This window comes from Glycocaulis sp. (genome assembly GCF_051859565.1).
Taxonomy (GTDB): Bacteria; Pseudomonadota; Alphaproteobacteria; order Caulobacterales; family Maricaulaceae; genus Glycocaulis.
On the sequence record NZ_JBHYFK010000002.1, the window covers coordinates 361,192 to 380,228 of the forward strand.

Annotated in this window: 21 protein-coding genes and 1 other RNA gene; 12 read left to right on the forward strand and 10 right to left on the reverse strand. The window is 62.6% G+C overall.

Annotated elements, in window-relative coordinates:
• Positions 1 to 55: 55 nt before the first annotated feature.
• Entirely contained in the window at positions 56 to 796 is a 741-nt protein-coding gene (locus tag ACTIGC_RS04195; protein WP_439633212.1) for a hypothetical protein, read from the reverse strand.
• 111 nt (positions 797 to 907) lie between these two features.
• Here ACTIGC_RS04195 and ygfZ point away from each other — a divergent pair, with 111 nt between their 5' ends.
• The 3 genes from ygfZ to ACTIGC_RS04210 all read left to right on the forward strand — a co-directional run bounded on the left by ygfZ (position 908) and on the right by ACTIGC_RS04210 (position 4,083).
• Complete coding sequence (ygfZ, locus tag ACTIGC_RS04200) at positions 908 to 1,735, forward strand: CAF17-like 4Fe-4S cluster assembly/insertion protein YgfZ (RefSeq protein WP_439633213.1); 828 nt, start codon at positions 908 to 910, stop codon at positions 1,733 to 1,735.
• A gap of 90 nt (positions 1,736 to 1,825) precedes the next feature.
• Entirely contained in the window at positions 1,826 to 3,058 is a 1,233-nt protein-coding gene (serA, locus tag ACTIGC_RS04205; protein WP_439633214.1) for a phosphoglycerate dehydrogenase, read from the forward strand.
• 20 nt (positions 3,059 to 3,078) lie between these two features.
• Positions 3,079 to 4,083: a glycosyltransferase family 2 protein gene (locus ACTIGC_RS04210; RefSeq protein WP_439633215.1), complete on the forward strand. Its 1,005-nt coding sequence runs from the start codon at positions 3,079 to 3,081 to the stop codon at positions 4,081 to 4,083.
• Here ACTIGC_RS04210 and cysQ read toward each other — a convergent pair.
• Positions 4,043 to 4,837 (reverse strand): 3'(2'),5'-bisphosphate nucleotidase CysQ, encoded by a 795-nt coding sequence (gene cysQ / locus ACTIGC_RS04215; RefSeq protein ID WP_439633216.1) that lies wholly within the window; start codon positions 4,835 to 4,837, stop codon positions 4,043 to 4,045. The two genes, ACTIGC_RS04210 and cysQ, sit on opposite strands and share 41 nt — an antisense overlap.
• 145 nt (positions 4,838 to 4,982) lie before the next feature.
• Between cysQ and ACTIGC_RS04220 the strand changes: the two genes are divergently transcribed.
• The 9 genes from ACTIGC_RS04220 (at position 4,983) to ACTIGC_RS04260 (ending at position 11,097) form a co-directional block, all read left to right on the forward strand.
• Positions 4,983 to 5,330 (forward strand): DUF4164 family protein, encoded by a 348-nt coding sequence (locus ACTIGC_RS04220; RefSeq protein WP_439633217.1) that lies wholly within the window; start codon positions 4,983 to 4,985, stop codon positions 5,328 to 5,330.
• The gene (locus tag ACTIGC_RS04225) at positions 5,330 to 5,692 is read left to right on the forward strand and encodes a cell division protein ZapA (protein ID WP_439633218.1); all 363 of its coding nucleotides are present in this window, start codon (positions 5,330 to 5,332) and stop codon (positions 5,690 to 5,692) included. The genes ACTIGC_RS04220 and ACTIGC_RS04225 overlap by 1 nt, the downstream gene beginning before the upstream one ends.
• Positions 5,693 to 5,728: 36 nt before the next feature.
• Positions 5,729 to 5,888, forward strand: a non-coding RNA gene (gene ssrS / locus ACTIGC_RS04230) — 6S RNA.
• Positions 5,889 to 5,914: 26 nt separating this feature from the next.
• A complete protein-coding gene (locus tag ACTIGC_RS04235; RefSeq protein WP_439633219.1) occupies positions 5,915 to 6,487 on the forward strand; it encodes a 5-formyltetrahydrofolate cyclo-ligase in 573 nt (190 codons plus the stop codon).
• 98 nt (positions 6,488 to 6,585) lie between these two features.
• Entirely contained in the window at positions 6,586 to 7,350 is a 765-nt protein-coding gene (locus ACTIGC_RS04240) for a ferredoxin--NADP reductase (protein WP_439633220.1), read from the forward strand.
• Positions 7,351 to 7,521: 171 nt separating this feature from the next.
• Positions 7,522 to 7,767, forward strand: coding sequence for a hypothetical protein (locus tag ACTIGC_RS04245; RefSeq protein WP_127568184.1), 246 nt, complete (start codon positions 7,522 to 7,524; stop codon positions 7,765 to 7,767).
• Positions 7,718 to 9,130, forward strand: coding sequence for a DUF6895 family protein (locus ACTIGC_RS04250; protein WP_439633221.1), 1,413 nt, complete (start codon positions 7,718 to 7,720; stop codon positions 9,128 to 9,130). The genes ACTIGC_RS04245 and ACTIGC_RS04250 overlap by 50 nt, the downstream gene beginning before the upstream one ends.
• A 182-nt stretch (positions 9,131 to 9,312) precedes the next feature.
• Entirely contained in the window at positions 9,313 to 10,179 is an 867-nt protein-coding gene (locus ACTIGC_RS04255; RefSeq protein WP_439633222.1) for a hypothetical protein, read from the forward strand.
• Positions 10,180 to 10,278: 99 nt separating this feature from the next.
• A complete protein-coding gene (locus ACTIGC_RS04260; protein WP_439633346.1) occupies positions 10,279 to 11,097 on the forward strand; it encodes a TIGR00282 family metallophosphoesterase in 819 nt (272 codons plus the stop codon).
• Positions 11,098 to 11,284: 187 nt separating this feature from the next.
• Here ACTIGC_RS04260 and glmM read toward each other — a convergent pair whose 3' ends face one another.
• The 8 genes from glmM to ACTIGC_RS04300 form a co-directional block, all read right to left on the reverse strand.
• Positions 11,285 to 12,637 (reverse strand): phosphoglucosamine mutase, encoded by a 1,353-nt coding sequence (gene glmM / locus ACTIGC_RS04265; protein WP_439633223.1) that lies wholly within the window; start codon positions 12,635 to 12,637, stop codon positions 11,285 to 11,287.
• Between the two features lie 6 nt (positions 12,638 to 12,643).
• Positions 12,644 to 13,306 carry a fructose-6-phosphate aldolase gene (fsa, locus tag ACTIGC_RS04270; protein ID WP_439633224.1) on the reverse strand — a complete coding sequence of 221 codons (663 nt, stop codon included), beginning with the start codon at positions 13,304 to 13,306 and terminating at the stop codon, positions 12,644 to 12,646.
• A 17-nt stretch (positions 13,307 to 13,323) separates the two neighbouring features.
• The gene (locus ACTIGC_RS04275; protein WP_439633225.1) at positions 13,324 to 13,935 is read right to left on the reverse strand and encodes a hypothetical protein; all 612 of its coding nucleotides are present in this window, start codon (positions 13,933 to 13,935) and stop codon (positions 13,324 to 13,326) included.
• Between the two features lie 85 nt (positions 13,936 to 14,020).
• Positions 14,021 to 15,457 carry an exopolysaccharide biosynthesis polyprenyl glycosylphosphotransferase gene (locus ACTIGC_RS04280; RefSeq protein WP_439633226.1) on the reverse strand — a complete coding sequence of 479 codons (1,437 nt, stop codon included), beginning with the start codon at positions 15,455 to 15,457 and terminating at the stop codon, positions 14,021 to 14,023.
• 70 nt (positions 15,458 to 15,527) lie between these two features.
• Entirely contained in the window at positions 15,528 to 16,763 is a 1,236-nt protein-coding gene (locus ACTIGC_RS04285; RefSeq protein ID WP_439633227.1) for an O-antigen ligase family protein, read from the reverse strand.
• Entirely contained in the window at positions 16,763 to 17,407 is a 645-nt protein-coding gene (locus ACTIGC_RS04290; RefSeq protein ID WP_439633228.1) for a histidine phosphatase family protein, read from the reverse strand. The genes ACTIGC_RS04285 and ACTIGC_RS04290 overlap by 1 nt, the downstream gene beginning before the upstream one ends.
• A complete protein-coding gene (kdsB, locus tag ACTIGC_RS04295) occupies positions 17,407 to 18,186 on the reverse strand; it encodes a 3-deoxy-manno-octulosonate cytidylyltransferase (protein ID WP_439633229.1) in 780 nt (259 codons plus the stop codon). The genes ACTIGC_RS04290 and kdsB overlap by 1 nt, the downstream gene beginning before the upstream one ends.
• On the reverse strand, positions 18,183 to 18,845 hold the full coding sequence (locus tag ACTIGC_RS04300; protein ID WP_382436571.1) for a class I SAM-dependent methyltransferase: 663 nt from the start codon (positions 18,843 to 18,845) through the stop codon (positions 18,183 to 18,185). Before ACTIGC_RS04300 ends, kdsB begins: the two co-directional genes overlap by 4 nt.
• Positions 18,846 to 19,037 lie beyond the last annotated feature (192 nt).

Here is a 19,037-nt window from a genome sequence, read left to right on the forward strand (position 1 = left end):
GCGCGTGGCTTAGCGCAGAGCGGGCCTGCCCGCCAGATCAAGCCGCCGCGGCGCTTCAGCGCTGCAGCAGATCGAGCGCGCTGCCATAGAGTTTCTGGATCGAGCCTGCGAGCGATACCGCCCATTTCACGATGAAGGCGGGCGGTATCTCGCCCATGGCGCGGATGGCGGGAATTTCCTGGCCGTATATGCGCCCCACGCTGGCGACGGCCACTTCGAAATGGGCGTAGAAGGCGTGGATGGCCCGCCGGTCATCATTGGCCAGCGTGTTCAGATTCTCGCGGTAGCGCTCATAGGTTTCCTTGCCGAAATAGCTCTGGAAATCATGATAATAGCTGCCGATCTGGCTGATATAGGCGGCAAAGCCGGTAACGAGCGTAACAAGTGCGTCCGCCGTGCGCTGCCTGTCACCTGCCGCCCTTGCATCCTCCACCGCCTGCAGGGCCTTTTGCGCCCAGTCCATGAAGTCCAGCGAGTACTCCACCAGATTGCTGGTGAAGGAGAGCTTCTGTTCGAGATCAAACAGGATGTCGGGGCAGACCGCCTCCACCTTGCGCAGCAGGGTCGTGCTGGCGCGCACGCTCGCCCAGTCGCGGAATTTCTTCATGATGGCGATGGCCGAGCCGAGACTGTCGGTACCGACGCCGGCCAGATAGTCGCCATGCTTGAGCTGGTGGGTGATGAGGTTTGGCTGGCCGGGATCGAAAGACATCGACTGCCGGTAGGGCAGAGCCGTCAGCACGTCCTGAAAGCTGGCTCTGGCGCCGCGAAGGCGGTCCTTGCCCCGTCCAAACATCGCCCCCTCCTTCAATGCCGGTGGGTGATGATTGCCGATAAAGCGGCAAGGGGCAAATGACACGCCAGTGACGCCCTTGCAGCCAGGCGATGGATGGGCCACATCGAAGCCATGTCAGACACCGGCTTCCTCACCCGTCTTTCCCACCGCGCCGTGATCCATATCACCGGAGCGGATGCGCGCGATTTCCTGCAGCGCGTCGTCACCAATGGTCCGCAAGGCGTCACGCCCGGCAAGGCGGTCGGATCGGCGCTTTTGACCCCGCAAGGCAAGGTGCTGGCCGATTTCATCTTCCTTGATGATGGCGAGGGCGGGCTGTTTGTCGATGTGCCGCGAAGCGAGGCCGACGCCCTCCTGAAACGCTTCACGCTCTACCGGCTGCGCGCCAAGGCCGAGCTTGGCTTGCGCGATGATCTCGCCGTGGCGGCGGCGCGCGGTGACGGGACGGCGGCACTGGAAGCGGCCGCACTGGCCCTGGCGCCGGACCCGCGCGGGCCGGGGCTGGGCATGCGGGCGATTGTGCCTGCTACGGCGGAAATTGGCGAAGACACATCCGGCTATTTCGCGGCCAATGCGGCGGCGTGCGTGACCGAAATGCCGCTGGATTATGGCCCGGCGGAGGTGTTCTCCACCGATGTGAACCACGATCTTCTGCACATGATCGATTACAAGAAAGGCTGCTTTGTCGGACAGGAAGTGGCCAGCCGCATGCACCGCAAGGGCGGGGTCAGGAAGCGGACAGCCTATCTGACCGGGCAGGGCGGCTTTGCGCAAGGCAGTCCCGTCATGGCGGGCGAGACGCCGCTGGGCGAGATACTGTCTGGCGGGCAGCGCTTCGCGCTGGGCCTTGTCCGGATCGACCGGCTTGAAGCGGCAGACCAGCCGGTGACGGTGGATGGCCAGCCAGTAACGGTAAATCTGCCCTCGGCGCCGTCCTGATTCCAGCAAGGGTGTTGCAAGAAAGCGCGCAGCAGGCGCATGCTCACTGCCGCAGTGCAGCAACTCCAGAAATGAAGGCCCGTCCCTACCGTGAGCAACACTCCATTCAGCGCCCTCCTTGTCGAAAATGTTCATGAAGATGCTGACAGCGCGCTGACCAGCTATGGTCCGATGGAGATAATCCGCGCCTCGGGATCGCCGGAGCCTGTGGCGCTGAAGGCTGCGCTCAAAGGACGGTCGGTGCTGGGCATCCGTTCACGCACCCATATTGATGCAGACATCCTCGATGCCGCGCCGGACCTGCAGGCGGTGGGGTGTTTCTGCATCGGTACCAACCAGGTTGATCTGGCCGAAGCTGCGCGCCGGGGCATTCCGGTGTTCAACGCGCCCTTTGCCAATACGCGCTCGGTGGCCGAGCTCACCCTTGCCTCGATCATCATGCTGATGCGCCGCGTGCCGGAAAAAATGTTCGCCATCCATGAGGGCGGCTGGCTGAAAAGCGCCGATGGCTGCAACGAGGTGCGCAAGAAGAAGCTTGGCATTGTCGGCTACGGCAATATCGGCGCCCAGCTCTCCGTGCTCGCTTCGGCGCTGGGCATGCATGTCTATTATTACGATGTGGAGCCCAAGCTCGCTCACGGCAATGCGCGGCCCATGGAGAGCCTTGAGGCCCTGCTGGCCGAGTGTGATGTGGTCACGCTGCACGTGCCGTCCAGCCCGCAGACCCGCAATCTGATGAATGCGCAGCGCATCCGCGCCATGAAGCCGGGCAGCTTCCTGATCAATCAGGCGCGCGGCGATCTGGTCGACATTGATGCACTGGCGGCGGCACTGGACAGCGGACATCTGGCCGGTGCGGCGGTGGACGTGTTCCCGGTGGAGCCGAGCGCCAAGGGCGACACGTTTGAATCGCCCCTGCAGCACTTCAAGAATGTCATCCTGACCCCGCATATTGGCGGTTCGACGCTGGAGGCGCAGGCCGCCATCGGTCAGGACAGCGCGATCAAGCTGGCCAAATATCTCTATCTGGGCTCGACGGGGCATGCGGTGAATTTCCCGCAAGTGGAGCCGGGGCCGATCAAGCCGGGCCGGACCCGCGTGGCCGTGCCCCATATCAACGCGCCGGGCTTCCTGCGCCGTCTCAATGATGCAGCCGAAAAGGCGGGCGCGAACGTGGCCGCCCAGTTCCTGCAGACCGATGCCGAGATCGGCTATGCGCTGGCCGATCTGGAAGGTGATCTGCCGGCAGACTTCCTTGACCGGATCAACGCACTGGAGGGGACGATCCGCGCGCGCCTGCTGCCCGGCCCGGCTATAGGCTAGTGGCGGTGGCGGCGAGCGGGATGGTTGCGGACGTCACGATCCTGATCGTTGCCTATGAGAGCGCGCAGCACTGGGCGCAGCTCAAAGCCGCCCTCGCTGCGCAGTCCCTTCGCCCGGCGCGCATACTGGTGCTGGAAAACGGCTCGCAGACCGGCAAGCTGATGCCGGCTGACATGCCGGATGGGATCGAGCTCGCCGTCTCCGACACCAATCTGGGCTTTGCCGGCGGCAATAACCGGCTGGCGGCGATGGCTGATACGCGCTGGCTGGTCCTTTTAAACCCCGATGCCTTTCCTAAGCCAGACTGGCTGGAACAGCTGATGGCGGCGGCGGAGCGCTATCCCTACGTGAGCCTCTTTGGCTCCACCCAGCGCGCTTACGGACATGCGGGCGTGCTCGATGGGGCTGGCGATGTCTGGCACATCACCGGTATTCCTTATCGCGGGGCGTATGGACGCGAGATGGCCTCCCCGCCCGATGGCGAAATATTCGCGCCCTGCGCTGCCGCCATGATGATCCGCCGCGATGTGTTCGGGGATTTGAACGGCTTTGATGAAGACTATTTCTGCTATGTGGAGGATGTGGACCTCGGCGCGCGCGCGCGTCTGGCCGGTCACACCGCCATCCATGTGCAGAACGCGGTGGTCGATCATGTCGGCTACGGATCCAGCGGGCGGCGCTCGGTGTTTGCCACGTATCACGGCACGCGCAACCGGCTGTGGACCTGGATGAAGATCATGCCGTTTCCGCTGCTGGTGCTCACCGCGCCACTGCACGGCGCGATGACGCTGGCGCTATGGGCGTCGGCGGCGCGCTTCGGGCATTTCGCCCTGTTTGGCCGCGCGCTCAAAGATGCATTCAAGGGCCTGCCCGGCCTGTGGGAGAAGCGCCGGGCGGTGCAGTCTGCCCGCAAGGTTGCAGCAGCCGATTTCGCCCGCATGCTGGCCTATAGCCCGCTGGATCTGTTGACCCGGCGGCCTCTGGTCAGGCCGGTTGACGCCCGCGCACCACAAACGCGCCGTTGAGATAGCCGGTCTCTGTCTTGCCGTAGAGGAAGGGCGATCCGTCCGGGCAGGTGACATCGCCGCCCGCTGCCAGCACCACCGCATGACCAGCCGCCGTATCCCATTCCATGGTCGGGCCAAAGCGCGGATAGAGATCTGCGCTGCCATCTGCGACCAGGCAGAATTTCAGCGATGACCCGGCGCTGACGGTCTCGCTCACCCCTTCGGCGGCGGCAAAGGCGCGGGTCTGGTCATCGGCGTGCGAACGGCTCATCACCGCGATACGGCCCGTCTGCGGCATGGCGCGCGCCTGCATCGGCGACAGCGCGCCTGCGTCGAGTTTTGCGCCCGGCGGAAAAGTGCCGCTAAGCCCGGATTTTCCGCCAATGAAGATGCGCTTCAGGGCCGGGGCGTAGACGCAGCCCGCTATCGGCACCCGCCCGGAGATGAGGGCAATATTGATGGTGAACTCGCCATTGCGGTTGATGAATTCCTTGGTGCCATCGACCGGATCGACCAGCAGGAAATCGCCATTAATATCGGGCCGCACGCCGGCGGAGAAGCTTTCCTCGGCCAGTACCGGCACGCCGGGCGCTATGTGTCTGAGCGCTTCGAGAATGACAGCCTCGGCGCGGGTGTCGGCGGCTGTAACGGGCGAGCGATCATCCTTGGACTGAACGACAAAGCCGCTGTCATAGACATCCATCACCTCGATGGCGGCTTTCAGACAGATGTCTGCAAAGGCGTGCGCGAGCCTGTCATTTTCCCGTTCCACGCCTCAACCCCTTCAATAACCGGCCTTATCCGCGCCGCCGCCTGTCTAGTGGATGGGGACGGGCTTGAAAACCCGGTGTATAGAAGCGCGCGCACACCTCATCTGACACTTGAACTTTTGTACGCAAGAGCGGATTTTAACGCCCATGACCGCAACCCCGCCCGCCGATACTCCTGATAGCGACCCTCTGAGCGAGGCCGAGGCCCGGCTGCTGGCCGCCATCGGCGCGGTCGAAACCCGGCTTGGTCAGCTGTCCAGCCGCATGGGCGAGGCCGAGGGCGATGCACGCGCCGCCCGTCATGCCGATGAGGACCGTTCCCGGCTGGCCGAACAGCTTGATGCTGCCCGCGCCAGCGAAGCGGAACTGGCCGAGGCTGCCAGCGAAGCCAGCGCGGCGCTGGCAGAGGCGATGAGCGAGCTGAAAGCAGCCATTGCCGGGGCCGGGCTTGCCGATAGCGGACCGGATGATCTGTTCGCCGGGGGCGGCCGCTAATGTCGAAGGTCACGATTTCCCTGAACGGCCGCCCGTTCACGATAGGGTGTGAGGATGGCCAGCAGGCCTATCTGAAAGAGCTCGCCGGGCATCTGGATACACATGTGCGCGATCTCGCCGAGAAGGTTGGCCAGATCGGCGAACTGCGGCTTTTGCTGATGGCATCACTGATCGTCGCTGACGAGATGCGCGAGGCACAAGGCAAGGCCGAGGCGCTGGAAGCCCAACTGCTGGACGCCAAGGGCACCATCTCGCAGGGCGAGGCGCGGCGCCGCGCCGACCGGGCCCGCGCAGCCGAAGCGATCGTGAAGGCCGCCGAGCGTCTCGAAGCGCTCGCCGGAGCAGATGGCAGTGAGGCTTGAGCAAAGCCCCGCAAAGGCCCATGTTCATCGTTGTGGCGGTGACTGGAGTTCTCGTCAGGCTCTCACATCCCGGCGACCTTACATCTCTGAACGGGAGCTGCCTCTGATGCTGGCCGTGGCCTACATCACGCGGCGCCCACCTGGTAGTCCGGGTCATCAGGGTTGTTACATAGCCAACGGCCCGTCTGGTGCCGCCACACTTCTCTCTTCGGGCAGGGCCACATGCTGAGCGGCTGGCAGAAGAACCGCCTTCGCCGCAAGGCGCTGGCCCGCCGCAAGGTGCTGGCCGGGGCGCAGGGCGATGCCGGTCACGCTCTTGCCAGCCATTTTCCCGACGCCGCATGGCCAGCCGTAAACGCGGTGGTCGCCGGATACTGGCCGGTGCGCGGCGAGATCGATCCGCGCCCGTTGATGGAGACTTTCCTCCTCGAACAGGCCCAGCTCGCCCTGCCGGTGGTGGCGGCCAAGGACGCGCCCTTGCAGTTCCGCGCCTGGCACCCGGACGATGTGCTGGAGTCCGGCGCGTTTGGCATTGACGTGCCGGGGGCGAAGCGGCCCGTCTTGACGCCCACCCTTTTGCTGGTGCCGCTGGTGGCGTTCGACACGCGCTGCCACCGGATTGGTTATGGCGCGGGCTTTTATGACCGCACGCTAAGCGCGCTGCGCACCTCCGGTCCTGTGTTGGCTGTCGGGCTTGCCTATGAGGGCCAGCGCGTTGGCAAGGTGCCGGCAGGGCGCCATGATGTGGCACTGGACTATGTGGTGACCGAGGCAGGCTGCTACCGGGCGGTCTGATGCCGCCGATCTCACCGGCAGGCATTGGCGAAAGGGGGCGGAGCCGCTACATCCCGCACCAGATTTGCAAACGGCCCAGATACGAGACCTCTTCCCCCATGGCAGCTTTCAGCGAACAGCGCGTCCTTTCCGTGCGCCACTGGACCGGCAGTCTTTTCTCCTTCCGGGTGGAGCGTCCGGCGAGCTTCCGCTTCCGCTCCGGCGAGTTCGTGATGCTGGGCCTGAAAGTCGACGGCAAGCCGCTCTTGCGCGCCTATTCGATTGCCAGCCCGGCCTGGGATGATGGGCTCGATTTCTTCTCGATCAAGGTCGCCGATGGCCCGCTCACCTCGCGCCTTCAAGGCATCAAGGAGGGTGACGACATCCTGCTGGGCACCAAATCGGTCGGCACGCTGGTCCATGATGCACTGCTGCCGGGCAAGCGGCTTTACCTGCTTTCCACCGGCACCGGGATCGCGCCCTTTGCCAGCATTATCCGCGATCCTGAGACCTATGAGCGCTTTGAACAGGTGATCCTTACCCATACCTGCCGGGAGGCGGCTGAGCTTGCCTATGGCGAGGAGCTGGTGACGGGTCTCAAGGACGATCCGCTGGTGGGCGAGCATGCGCACAAGCTGATCCACTACACCTCGCTGACGCGCGAGGATCATCCGCGCACGGGCCGCATTACAGCGCTGATGGATACAGGTCAGCTCTGGGATGAGACGGGCGGGCCGCTCGATCCGGCCACTGACCGTGTGATGATCTGCGGGTCCATCAATATGATCAATGACTGCAAGGCGCGCGTTGAAGCGGCCGGGCTGGAGGAAGGCTCCAATGCCCGCCCCGGCGCCTTTGTCGTCGAGAAGGCGTTTGTAGGATAGTCAAACCAATCGCTGCATCCTGGGGCAGAGGCTCCAAGCCGCAAAAAATACAACCTGTCGATGCATTAAGCTTGACCGCCACCGAGAGGATGATAACCTGAAATTGTGTTGCGCTTACGCAGCACCATAAGTCGAAATGCTTGTGCGCTAATTGAGAGAAGGGGAAGGAAGATGAGTGTTCTAACGAATATCGGAGCCGGTGCGTTGGCCATCACGACCGCTTCCGCTGCTATTGTGGCTGGAATGAGCGTTGGTGACATCGCCCTCGCCGAACTCGGCCTGCAACAGCCAGACCTTCAACTTAACGATTTGTTGGCGGATCTGGGGTTCGACAAATCGGTCGCGTGGTGGTTCTTCATCAACCCTGATGAAGATTCTCCTGTCAGAATCCTGTTCCTGTATTATCGGGAATTTTGATAATATTTCAGCGCTATCGTCAAATGCCGATAGCGCTGAACCTTTCCTGCAGGTTGCCGTAATGGATAAGCATTCACCGCAATATCTGGACAGCTGTGCTAATAATATTCTGCTGTGGTTCGACGAATTTTTTAAAACGTTTGCCCCGCTTGATCCAAAGTCATTTCGAGATAAAAAAATATCCTATGAAAAAGTATGGGCGGAATGCTCCATGCTATTTCTGTTGTTGAATTATTTCAGTTTCGGCGACCGCATTGCTTTGAATATATCCCGTCGCTTGGTAGAACCCCTCAAGTTACCGGAATTTATGCACAGGGTTACCCGCGAGCGAGCCCGGTTTGGGGCTTGCATCCACAATGTCGCGTTGGCCCAGAGACTGGGTGTCGATGTGCGCGAAGAGGCGCGTTACGTTCGCGCGCTTATTGAGGAGGGGGGATTGTGGGGCCACGATATAGAGTGTTGGGAAAAAGCAGAAACTTTATTCAGCAAGGCCTTGCTGGGTGGCAGCGTTGATTTTTCCGATATAGAAGGTGTGTTGAAGAGCTCTGAATTATTTAAAGAGCGGAATATATGTTTTTTAAGTGTATTAGACGGATATAAAATTACACATGCAGCATTTTATCATACCGGATTTCGTATTCATGGGTTGTATGATAATAGTGTTGCGGTGGCACCGGCTCCCCGCCACTTGCCAGAGATGCTGGACGCTTTGAGCGCGAAGTTCTTACTGCAAGGCCAGCTGGACCTGGCGCTTGAGTTCGTTCTGGTTGCTATACTGTATAAACTTCCGATATCCAATATACATCTGCAAATAATATCGATCGCGCTGGAATGTGTCCATGCGCATGGAAGTGTGCCGGCCTATATTTTTGATTATAAAGAAAATAATTCACGCAGCCCTCGGGAAGTAAAAGAACGGTTTTCATTTGGCGCATGCTATCATCCGACGATAGTGTTTCTATTAATAATAATGTATTTAGATGTTGATGATCTGTTGCCCTATGTAAACTCGAGACTTTATTCCGCTTGGAATAGCCCGGCTTGCGGCGTTATGGACATACTTGAAGGGGTCAGGGTTAGACGGCTTTCAGAGGCGAGCCCTGCATTGGCCGTTGGTGAAATGCTGGCAGCGGCTGAAAGGTATGATCTGGAGAAGCTGGCATCCCTGCTCCTCGCCTCGCAGCCGATTGGCATTATTAAACCGGGTGGTGTGGTCGAGCATAGTTTGCGGCAGTTTTTACGTCTCCAAGCTCGTGCGAACGGAGATTTTGGATATTATGATGTTGAGAAGGCCCTGCATGGGTCAGTGTTTGGAGGTGTTCAGCAGCGGGTTAACCAGTTGGTTTCCGAGGCTATTGGGTGATGCGATCGGCTTTCGTGACGTCTTAGCGAAGGATGCAATGAATGTCTGGCCTTTGTTCGGTCTGCTGGCGCGCGACAGTTACAGCCTGCTTTGCGCTGAATCTTGCGGCCTGCACGCTCCGGCTGGATGGGGTTGAGCCGCGCCCGGTACAGGATCTGTCCTCGGAGCCTGGACAGGGTGTTTTGACGTTCGACCTCCGGGAGAGTGCAGGTGTGACTGTGGAGGTGGAAGGCCGGCATGTTGATTTGGTGCTTCTGGCGCGAGCGGAGTCGCTGGTTGCGCTCAATCGGGATATTGCCGGGTCGCTTGGCCTGCAAAGCGCAATGCTGGGCCTGGGGACGGCTGCCGTTCGCGATGGGGACCACCGCGTGAGCGGGGCGGTCAGACGCGCGCGCTACCGGATCGCCCCGGGCGCTTACGAGCGTGCCTGGGTTCTCGATATGGAGGAAAATTTCTACCCCGGGTATAACGGCGCAATCTCCTTTGGCGCTATCCCGGCAAGCCGGTTCCGGATCCTTTTAAACGACGCTCCGCCAGCAGGGGTGGAGGAGGTGTGGGTCCCCATGGTTCTGGAAGGGCGGTCGGAAGCGCTGGAGCAGTCCCGCGACTACGCAGCGCTGGAGTTCAGTCATGATCTGGCGCTCTACCAGGAACCCGTCAGCGCCAATCGCAAGGCCGTCTTCTATCTTCATGCGGCAGGGCGCCTCGTCCCCATTTCGCAGAGCGAACCCTTCATGCGCCTGTTAAACAATGTGAGGCCGCATGTGACGTTTTCGGTACGCCCGCCCGTAATGGTTTCCGGTCTGCCTGCCGGCGAAATTCTCGGTGAAGTCGATCCAGAGTACGATCCGTTTGCGCCTCGGAATGATGAGGCGGGCGAGGTTATCGTAGTCCACCATGATCTCAGGGGGACCGCCTATGCGCCGACCCTCTATCTAGGCCGAAGCTTTTTCTCAGCGTGTTCAGAGCTGCTTGTCGTACGCGAAGAGCTGGAACGCGACCGGCAGACCGTCTCAGCCCGCTGCCGCGCCGATGCCCTTAACCGATAGCCGCAGTCCTGACCTGCTGCCTTGTCCCAACCACGGGCGGTTCTGGGCGGGGTGATGGCGGGCATGGTCATCGCGTCAGCACCGCGTTATAGGGCTGTGATGCGATTAGCGTTTTTTGGAGATGTGGTCGGCAAGTCGGGCCGCGATGTGCTGGTGGAGGAGCTCAGCTCTTTCCGCGACCGGCTGAAGCTCGATTTCGTGGTGGTCAATGCCGAGAACGCCGCGGGCGGTTTTGGCATTACCGAGCGCACGGCCATCGAGCTGTTTGATGCGGGCGCGGACGTGCTCACCCTCGGCAATCATTCCTGGGACCAGTCAGAAGCCCTCACTTATATCGAGCGCGAACCGCGCCTGCTTCGCCCGGCCAACTATCCCACCGGCACCGCGCCGGGGCGCGGCACCGGACTCTATGAGACGAAATCAGGCGCGCGCGTCATGGTGATGAACGTGCTCCTGCGCCTCTACATGCAGCCGCTGGACGATCCGTTTGCCTGCGTGGATGAGGCGCTGTCCGCCTCCCCGCTGGGGCAGGTGGCCGATGCCATTATCGTCGATGCGCACGGCGAGGCGACGAGTGAAAAGCATGCCATGGGCCATTTCTGCGATGGGCGGGCTAGCCTTGTGGTTGGCACGCATACACATATTCCAACGGCGGATCACCAGATCCTCGCGGGCGGAACGGCCTATCAGACCGATGCAGGCATGTGCGGCAGCTACGACTCTGTCATCGGCATGGACAAGGAAGAGCCCATGCGCCGCTTCACGACCCATATGCGCTCCGGGCGCATGCAGGCGGCCAGCGGCCCGGCGACGGCCTGTGGTGTATTCGTGGAAACCGATGACCGTACCGGGCTTGCGGTACGCGTGGAGCCTATCCGCTTTGGCGGCGTGCTGTCGGAAACCGTGCCGGTGGTTTGAGTTTCATCGCGACACTTTCCTCCCCCGTTTACGGGGGAGGTGTCAGCGAAGCTGACGGAGGGGGGAGCTTTCTTGCAATCCCTCCCTCGGCTCTTCGAGCCACTCCCCCCGTAAACGGGGGGAGAAAGCGGTTCTGCCCCGGATCGGCTTCGCCGCCCGGGGGTTCAGGCTGCGGCGCGCGGAAACCTCAAGCCCCCTTCGCGTTCTCCAGCGCGCTGCAGATATCGCTGACGACCGCTTCGATCACCTTGCGCTCGCCTTCGGCCATGACGCGGATCAGCGGCTCGGTGCCCGATTTGCGCACCAGCAGACGGCCCTTGCCATTAAGGCGCGTCTCGCCTTCGTAGATCGCGTCCTTCACCCTCTCATTCTCCAGCGGCAGGGCCCCGTTGGTGTAGCGCACATTTTTCAGGATTTGCGGCGCGGGCGTGAAGACCTTCAGGAGCTGGCTGGCGGGCTTGCCGGACTCGATGAGCAGGGAGAGCACCTGCAGCGCCGCGATCAGCCCGTCGCCGGTCGTGGCAAAGTCGCTCAACACCACGTGGCCGGATTGCTCGCCGCCCAGATTGGCGCCGGAGGTCCGCATTGCCTCGACCACATAGCGATCACCGACTTGCGTGCGGTGCAGCTTGATCTTCTGCTTTTCGAGATACTGTTCCAGGCCCAGATTGGACATCTGGGTGGTCACGACCGTATCGCCAGCAAGCTTTCCGCTGGCCTTCCACGCGGTCGCCAGAAGGCCGATGATCTGGTCGCCGTCAACGAGCTTGCCCTTTTCGTCGCACAGCACGACGCGGTCGGCATCGCCGTCCAGGGCAATGCCCAGATCGGCGCGGTAGCGCTTCACGTTCTCGGCAAGATCCTGAGGCGCGGTGGCGCCGCAATCCTCGTTTATATTGAAGCCGTTGGGGTTGTTGTGCAGCGGGATCACGTCCGCGCCCAGCTCCCACAGTACTTTCGGCGCGACCTTGTAGGCCGCCCCATTGGCGCAATCGACCACGATACGAAGACCGGCAAGGCGCATGGAGCGCGGCAGGGTGGCCTTGGCGATTTCCATATAGCGCGCCTCGGCGTCATCAATGCGCTTGGCGCGGCCGATATGGCGCGGCGCGACCAGATGGTCGGCCGTATCGGCATCCATGAGCGCCTCGATTTCCAGCTCGGCAGCATCGTCCAGCTTGTATCCGTCCGGGCCGAACAGCTTGATGCCGTTGTCTTCGTAGCGATTGTGCGAGGCGGTAATCATTACGCCCATGTCTGCGCGCAGCGAACGGGTCAGCATGGCGGTGGCGGGCGTGGGTACCGGGCCGAACTGGTAGACATCCATACCGGCGGAGGTGAAGCCGGCGACCAGTGCGGACTCGATCATATAGCCTGACAGGCGCGTGTCCTTGCCGATCACGACCGTATGCCGGCGGCCATTCTCGCGCTTGAAATAATGCGCCGCTGCCATGCCAAGGCGAAGGGCCGTTTCGGCGGTCATCACCGACTGGTTGGTCGTGCCGCGAACGCCGTCTGTGCCAAAATACCGTTTGATCATGAAAGTTTACCCCTGGCTCAACCCGTTGCGCCCAGTCTTTTTCCAGTCCTCAAGAAATGCCTTCAGACCGCTATCCGTCAGCGGATGGGTCACCAATGCGTCGAATATCCCCGGCGGCAGCGTGGCTGCATCGCAGCCAATCCGGGCTGCCATCTCCACATGTGTAACAGAGCGCAGGGAGGCTGCAAGAATTCCCGTTTCATATCCGTACTGGTCATAAACCTCGCGGATGGCTTCGAGCAGGCCGAGCCCGTCACCGCCCATATCGTCAATCCTGCCGACGAAGGGCGACACGAATGTGGCCCCGGCCTTGGCCGCGAGCAGCGCCTGGTTCAGCGAGAAGCACAGTGTCACATTGGTGGGAATGCCTTCATCGGCAAAGGTGCGGCAGGCCTTAAGCCCGTCGGTAGTCAACGGCAACTTGACCACGACATTGTCCGCGATGGTACGCAGGCGGCGTCCCTCTTCCAGCATGCCCTCAAAACCCGTGGCGACGACTTCTGCCGAGACAGGCCCCGGCACCACCGCGCAGATCTCCGCGATGCGCTCGATAATGTCTGCGCCCGATTTTGCGATCAGGGACGGGTTGGTGGTAACGCCGTCCACCAGCCCGCCTTCCACGCGGGCGGTGATTTGCGAAATGTCTGCGGTGTCGAGGAAAAGCTGCATGGTATGGGTGCCGGAATCTAGGAGTTGTCAGGAAGAATGAAGACGCGGATACGCCGGATCAGGATTTCCCGGTTTTCCCCTTGCGGGTCGGGCCAGATGCCAATGGCTTCGTTGAACTCCTGACCCTCATAGACTGGCGCGTCCCACTCGAAGGAAATCGTGGCGTATCGCGGCGATACAGGCAGTTCGCGCCATCCGCTATCGCCATACCCGGTCGTGAAATACCCGATCCGCACCGTGTCCGGCCCGTTGGATCCAGCGGTACGCACCTCGAACTCCACCCTTATCCGGCGGCCCGAAATACGCGTCTCGAACTCATCGGGAACGAAAGCGGCGACACCGGCTGACATGTTGCCGGCCATCTCGAAGCTTGCTGCCGAAGAGGCGCGCGCTACCGGGCCGTCGCTGTGACCGGGATCGAAACGGACATTCGTCCCTGGACCGTTCACAAGGTCAGCAAGCGCAGCGCCCTGAAACACCAGCTCGCGTTCGGTTACGACCGCGCTGGCATTGCGCGGCTGCATCATCAGGGCGATGGCAATCAGCAAGGCCGCCAGGGCGGCGGCTGACGGATAGAATACCGCGTCAGGAATATTGATCCGGCCAAGTGTGGCGAGCCTGGACATCATGGTGCCGGAACTGCCTCCCGGGCAGGGCTTGGTTTCAGTGTTACGGGGTCGACAGGCGCCCTTTTGGCATGGCCGGTCCGCCTTGTCACCGCCCAGACGGGATCACGATTTCCCGCACTGTCCGCACCAGGATCACGGCGTCACGCCAGAGCGACCAGTTGCGCGCATACCAGTCATCCAGCCGGGCGCGCTCGGCAAAGCTCGTCGCATTGCGCCCATTGACCTGCCACAGGCCGGTAATGCCGGGGCGCATGCGCACGTAGGCGCTCAGGGACAAGCCGTAATCGGCCTGCTGGTCCAGCGTCATGGGGCGCGGGCCGACAAGGCTCATATCGCCCCTGAACACGTTGATGAGCTGGGGCAGCTCATCAAGGCTGAACTTGCGCAGCCAGTGTCCGACGCCAGTGATACGCGGATCATTGTCCAGCTTCTTGAAGGTGTTCCACTGTGCGGCACGTTCAGGATCCTCAGCCAGTACGCTGGCGAGCTTCTCCTCCGCGTCCGCCCACATGGTCCGGAATTTCAGGCAGCCGAATGTCTGGCCATCCTTGCCAACGCGCGGCTGGACGAACAGGGCCGGTCCGCCATCACGCCGGATGGCCCAAGCGAAGGCGAGCATGGCGGGGGCGAGGAGGAGCAGTCCGAACGCGCTGGTTGCCAGATCGAAGGCGCGCTTGGCGCGCTGGGCCAGCGGGCGGTCCAGACTGTCACCGATACGGAAGACGAACCCGTCGGCAGGCGGGTAGTCGATGAGGTCGATATTCTGTGTCGGGATGCGCCCGATCGAAGGCTGGTAGTAGAAGCATTCGCCGCGCGCGCTGAGCATGCTGGCGATGCGGTTTGCAACGCCTTGCGTGGCCTCGTCGGGCGCAAGGAAGGCCGGCATGTCGTCCAGCGCATCCAGCCAGCGTGCCAGTGCCGCATCATCCAGATGCTGCAGGCTTTCCAGCGGCACGGCGGTAGCGGCGTTCAGCCCGTGATCGGCATTGCGCTTGAGAATGCTGAGCTGTTCGGCGCGCTGGGCGGCGGCGGTCAGCAGGGTGACAGGCTGCGCCCATTCGCCTGAGGCTTCGAGCGCCGCACGCGTACCGAAGCGCAGAAGCATCATCATGGCGGGCAGCGCCCCCCAGAGTACGAGCGTGGCTATCCTCAGGCCCGGCTCGCCGGTCATCATGTGGATGGTACCGGCTCCCAGAAGGGCGAGCAAAGATGCTGTCAGGACGGGGCGGATCTGGTTGGCGAGGCCCTGGCGGGCGCGGTAATGGCCGCGGGAACGCAGCCAGAGCATGACCGCGCCGAAAAGGCCGAGGCTGGCTCCGGCATGGCGCAGCATCTGCAAATCATCGTGCTGGGGGGAGGCGAGCGGCATGGTGATGCACAGACACAGCGTGAATGCCAGCAGGTCACTCAAGCCGAAGGCGCGCAGCACGTTCGTGCGCCGTAAGGCGGGACGCAGAAATCTGCCGGCCTTTGCCTCGCTGCCCGCATTCAGGGCGCTGTCTGATCCATATTGATACGCCATCACGGCCTCCCGGGCGGTCCGGCGCGTTCTGCACCGGATCAGGCGGGGAGGGACGCAAGAATCCTGCCGTTCAGGGGCTGGTGCGCGAGCGGGCGACGAAGGCTGCGGCAATGGCCAGGGCCAGTGCCCCGTGATGCCATTCCTGCCAGACCCCGTAGCTGAGGACGACATTCACGGCCCAGACGGTCACGGCGAACACGATCATCATGATAACCGGCCGGGTGAGCGTTTCAGCCGACGGCAGCGCGCGCGCAAGAGCCACCAGCGCGGCTGCGCACAGAATTGCGCCTGCCAGCCCGGTCTCCAGCCACAGGGTCAAAGAGGCATTGTGCGCGTGAAGGGGCAGCAGGTCGATTTCGTATCCGCGCAGCTCCATCGTGCCTTCCAGCACGCGCGCCGCGCCAATACCGTGCCCGGCAAGCGGTGCCTCGGCGATCTTTTCCAGTGCGAACCGCCAGATTTCCAGCCGCCACTCCCACGACATGGGCATGGCCGCGCCTGTCTCCGGGCTGACCAGGGCGAGCAACACCAGAAACACGAGCGGACCAGCGAGGATCAAGGCAGCAAGGCCAATCAGAAGGAGCCGGAGGGTCACAGCAGGCCAGCGCCAGGCTATTGCCGTCGCCGCCACGGCTGCGACGAGGGCAACAATGTTGGCCTGCACACCAAAATCCAGTGCGATGGCGATCGTGATCACACCGGCGGCGGCCGCCAATAGCCGCAAGGCACGGCTGCGCTGCGTCCACAGCAGCATGATGGCTATGCCTGCAAACATGATGGCGGGCGTGGCACCCCGGCTGAGCACGGTGTTGACACGGATGTCGAGATCGGTGCGGCCATCGTCATAGCCTTCAACCGCCAGCTTGTAGCTTCGGGACATGTCGCCGCCGGTCAGTGCCTCTATCGCCATTACGCACAGGATGAAGCCAATCGCGGCAATGAATGCGGCGCGGGCCAGCTGTTGACGGGGCCCATTCAGGCGGGCCGCGGCGACCGGCACGATGATGAAGAGCGGCGTTAGCAGGGCCAGCTTCAGAACCTCTTCAGGGTTCCGGTTCGGAGACCAGCTATAGCTCAGCGTGGCCCAGCCAAGGGCGGCAGCTGCAAGGATCGTTGCCAGCCCCGGCTTGCGCAAATGCGTGGCGAGTGTGTGGGCGGGGACAGCAAACAGCGCAAACAGCCCCGCCGATGCCGCTAGCCCCAGCCCGCCTGCCGGAACAAACAGCGCTGTGAGGGCCATGGCGCCAAACCACGCCCACAGGGCGCGGTTCTCCTCGCTCAGAATGGCGCTGATCGCCGGGCGCATCAGCTCACCCCTGACAGCGCGGCCGGTTGGGGTGGCACGTTCCAAGCGTGAAGCTGCCAGCCGGACTCAGTGTGAGCGCCAATGCTCCAGTGCCCGGTGCGCATCTTGGACTCCTCAGGGCGCCGCGGATCACCGCCCAGCAGCGCGTGAAAATAACGCAGAATGCCATTCGACGAGATCAGCAGAACCGTGTCTGCGGATTTTGCGGCGGTGTTGATGTCCTGAAGGATCGCCGAGGCATTGGCTGCGATCGTCTCCGGCGAGGGCGACCAACCTGCTCCTGCGGGCACTATGGAGCGCTCGCGCCAGTCATGGATGGCCGCTTCACCCCACTGGGCGGCGATCTCGGCATCGCTGCGCCCGCCCCAGCTGCCATAATCGATCTCGCGCAGGCGGGTGTCGATTTCGATTTCGCCCTCAAAGCCGCATTCGGCGGCGGCAAGCTGTGCGCCATTGGCTGTGCGTTGCAACGGTCCTGCGATTATCCGCGCCGGCACGATGCCGGCCTCTTTGAGCGCCAGACCTAACTGCACCGACTGCACCCGGCCGGTGTCGGTGAGTGGCAGGTCCTCGCGCGCGCCGACCCAGACCGGAGTCTCACCGGGGCCGAATGTATTGCCGTGGCGTGCAAGGATCAGGCGCATCAGACAATCTCGCCTTCTGCAGCGATAATGCTGGCGGCAATTTCAGCGTCGCGCGGGCTATCGACAGACCAGGGTGTACGGCCGCGATAATCGGTCAGCACAATGCGGATCGGGATACCGTTTTCCAGAGCGCGCAATTGCTCCAGGCTTTCGGCCTTTTCCAGCGGCGTCGGCTCCATCGCCACCAGCCGCTCCAGCGTGTCGAAGCGATAGGCATAAAGGCCGATATGCTTGTAGACGGGGGTACCGGCGCTCTTTTCGCGCTGGAAGGGGATAACCGCCTTGGAGAAGTAGAGCGCGTTCATCTGCCGGTCGAAGACGACCGTTGTGCCGCCGACCTCCCCCTTCGCCTTGGCCTCGGCCATTTTCGCGTACGCATCCTCTGACAGCGCCACGGCCGGGGTTGCCATGGCAAGGTCCGGATTTGCCGCCATTTCAGCCGCAACCGCCTCGATCACCCAGGGCGGGGTCAGCGGCGCATCGCCCTGCAGATTGATGATGACATCGCCGGGCGCGGCAAAGGCCTTTACCGCTTCATAGGCGCGCTCGGTGCCGTTGCGGCAGCTTTCCGGTGTCATCACCGCCTCGCCGCCCGCCGCCGTGACGGCGTCCATAATGCGAGTGTCGTCGGTGGCGACGATGACGCGGTCAACACTGCCGGCGGCCAGCGCCAGCCGGCGCACCCGTTCCACCATTGGCACGCCTGCAATTGCGTGCAGGGGTTTGCCGGGAAAGCGCGTCGAGCCATAACGCGCCGGTATGACGGCGATCACGCTCATGCGGCTGCGGCCGCCTGCGGCTTACGGCCAATATAGAGAACATCGCCGCGGAACAGCCCCCAGCGCGGCTCCTCCTCCGGCGGCAGGCGCCAGACCTCGACATCCAGCCCGCTGGCATCGGCAAAGCGCTGCGCGAAATCGCGTCCGTAATAGCGCACATGGCCGGTATCGTCGTAATGGGCGAAGCGTTCGGCTTCGCTGATATCGGGGGCGGCCTCGAAGGTTTCCTCGCGCGCCCAGTTCTGCGGCACGGTGATGATCGCCATGCCGCCGGGGGCCAGGCAGCGGCCAATGCCCGCCATCGCCTTGCGGTCATCGGGGACATGCTCGAGCACGTGATTGGCCACCACCATGTCGACCGAGCCTTCCGGCAGGGTGATGTCGGCAATGTCCATGGTCAGGTCGGCCTTGCCGGGCACGATGTCGGCGGCCTTGTATCCGGGGTGGGCGGACAGCATGCGCTTGACGTGTTTTTCCGGCGCGAAATGCAGGATGGTGCCCAGCCGGGTCAGGTCGATCTGCTCGCGCTCAAGAAACAGATGGATGAGCCGGTGGCGCTCACGCGAAGAGCAGTTCGGGCAGCGCCCGTCCCAGCGCGGCGGTGTCCCCAGCGCCAGAAACACGCCTTCATATCCGCAGATCGGGCATTCGCGCTTCATCTTCGGTACGGAGAACTGGCGGGGGTCCTGCAATCGCGATTGCAGCCGCTTCAACCAGATGCGCATGAGCCAAGCCTTTCAAGAGCCTGCTCAACGCATAGCCGGGAAAAGCGGCGTCCGGCAAGCCAGACGGCACTTTTTCACAACGCTGCCAGCAGCGGGTTTGCCCAAGTCCGGCCTATGCGATAGAAG

What these genes read in the sequence shown, in the direction of transcription:
- ACTIGC_RS04195 (WP_439633212.1), bottom strand. Translation starts at nt 796, where the DNA reads ATGTTTGGACGGGGCAAGGACCGCCTTCGCGGCGCCAGAGCCAGCTTT.
- glmM (WP_439633223.1), bottom strand. Translation starts at nt 12,637, where the DNA reads ATGATCAAACGGTATTTTGGCACAGACGGCGTTCGCGGCACGACCAAC.
- ACTIGC_RS04280 (WP_439633226.1), bottom strand. Translation starts at nt 15,457, where the DNA reads ATGGCGTATCAATATGGATCAGACAGCGCCCTGAATGCGGGCAGCGAG.
- ACTIGC_RS04250 (WP_439633221.1), top strand. Translation starts at nt 7,718, where the DNA reads ATGAAGATTCTCCTGTCAGAATCCTGTTCCTGTATTATCGGGAATTTT.
- ACTIGC_RS04235 (WP_439633219.1), top strand. Translation starts at nt 5,915, where the DNA reads ATGCTGAGCGGCTGGCAGAAGAACCGCCTTCGCCGCAAGGCGCTGGCC.
- ACTIGC_RS04220 (WP_439633217.1), top strand. Translation starts at nt 4,983, where the DNA reads ATGACCGCAACCCCGCCCGCCGATACTCCTGATAGCGACCCTCTGAGC.
- ACTIGC_RS04260 (WP_439633346.1), top strand. Translation starts at nt 10,279, where the DNA reads ATGCGATTAGCGTTTTTTGGAGATGTGGTCGGCAAGTCGGGCCGCGAT.
- ACTIGC_RS04275 (WP_439633225.1), bottom strand. Translation starts at nt 13,935, where the DNA reads ATGATGTCCAGGCTCGCCACACTTGGCCGGATCAATATTCCTGACGCG.
- ACTIGC_RS04210 (WP_439633215.1), top strand. Translation starts at nt 3,079, where the DNA reads ATGGTTGCGGACGTCACGATCCTGATCGTTGCCTATGAGAGCGCGCAG.
- kdsB (WP_439633229.1), bottom strand. Translation starts at nt 18,186, where the DNA reads ATGAGCGTGATCGCCGTCATACCGGCGCGTTATGGCTCGACGCGCTTT.
- ygfZ (WP_439633213.1), top strand. Translation starts at nt 908, where the DNA reads ATGTCAGACACCGGCTTCCTCACCCGTCTTTCCCACCGCGCCGTGATC.
- ACTIGC_RS04290 (WP_439633228.1), bottom strand. Translation starts at nt 17,407, where the DNA reads ATGCGCCTGATCCTTGCACGCCACGGCAATACATTCGGCCCCGGTGAG.
- fsa (WP_439633224.1), bottom strand. Translation starts at nt 13,306, where the DNA reads ATGCAGCTTTTCCTCGACACCGCAGACATTTCGCAAATCACCGCCCGC.
- ACTIGC_RS04240 (WP_439633220.1), top strand. Translation starts at nt 6,586, where the DNA reads ATGGCAGCTTTCAGCGAACAGCGCGTCCTTTCCGTGCGCCACTGGACC.
- ACTIGC_RS04225 (WP_439633218.1), top strand. Translation starts at nt 5,330, where the DNA reads ATGTCGAAGGTCACGATTTCCCTGAACGGCCGCCCGTTCACGATAGGG.
- ACTIGC_RS04285 (WP_439633227.1), bottom strand. Translation starts at nt 16,763, where the DNA reads ATGCGCCCGGCGATCAGCGCCATTCTGAGCGAGGAGAACCGCGCCCTG.
- ACTIGC_RS04300 (WP_382436571.1), bottom strand. Translation starts at nt 18,845, where the DNA reads ATGAAGCGCGAATGCCCGATCTGCGGATATGAAGGCGTGTTTCTGGCG.
- ACTIGC_RS04245 (WP_127568184.1), top strand. Translation starts at nt 7,522, where the DNA reads ATGAGTGTTCTAACGAATATCGGAGCCGGTGCGTTGGCCATCACGACC.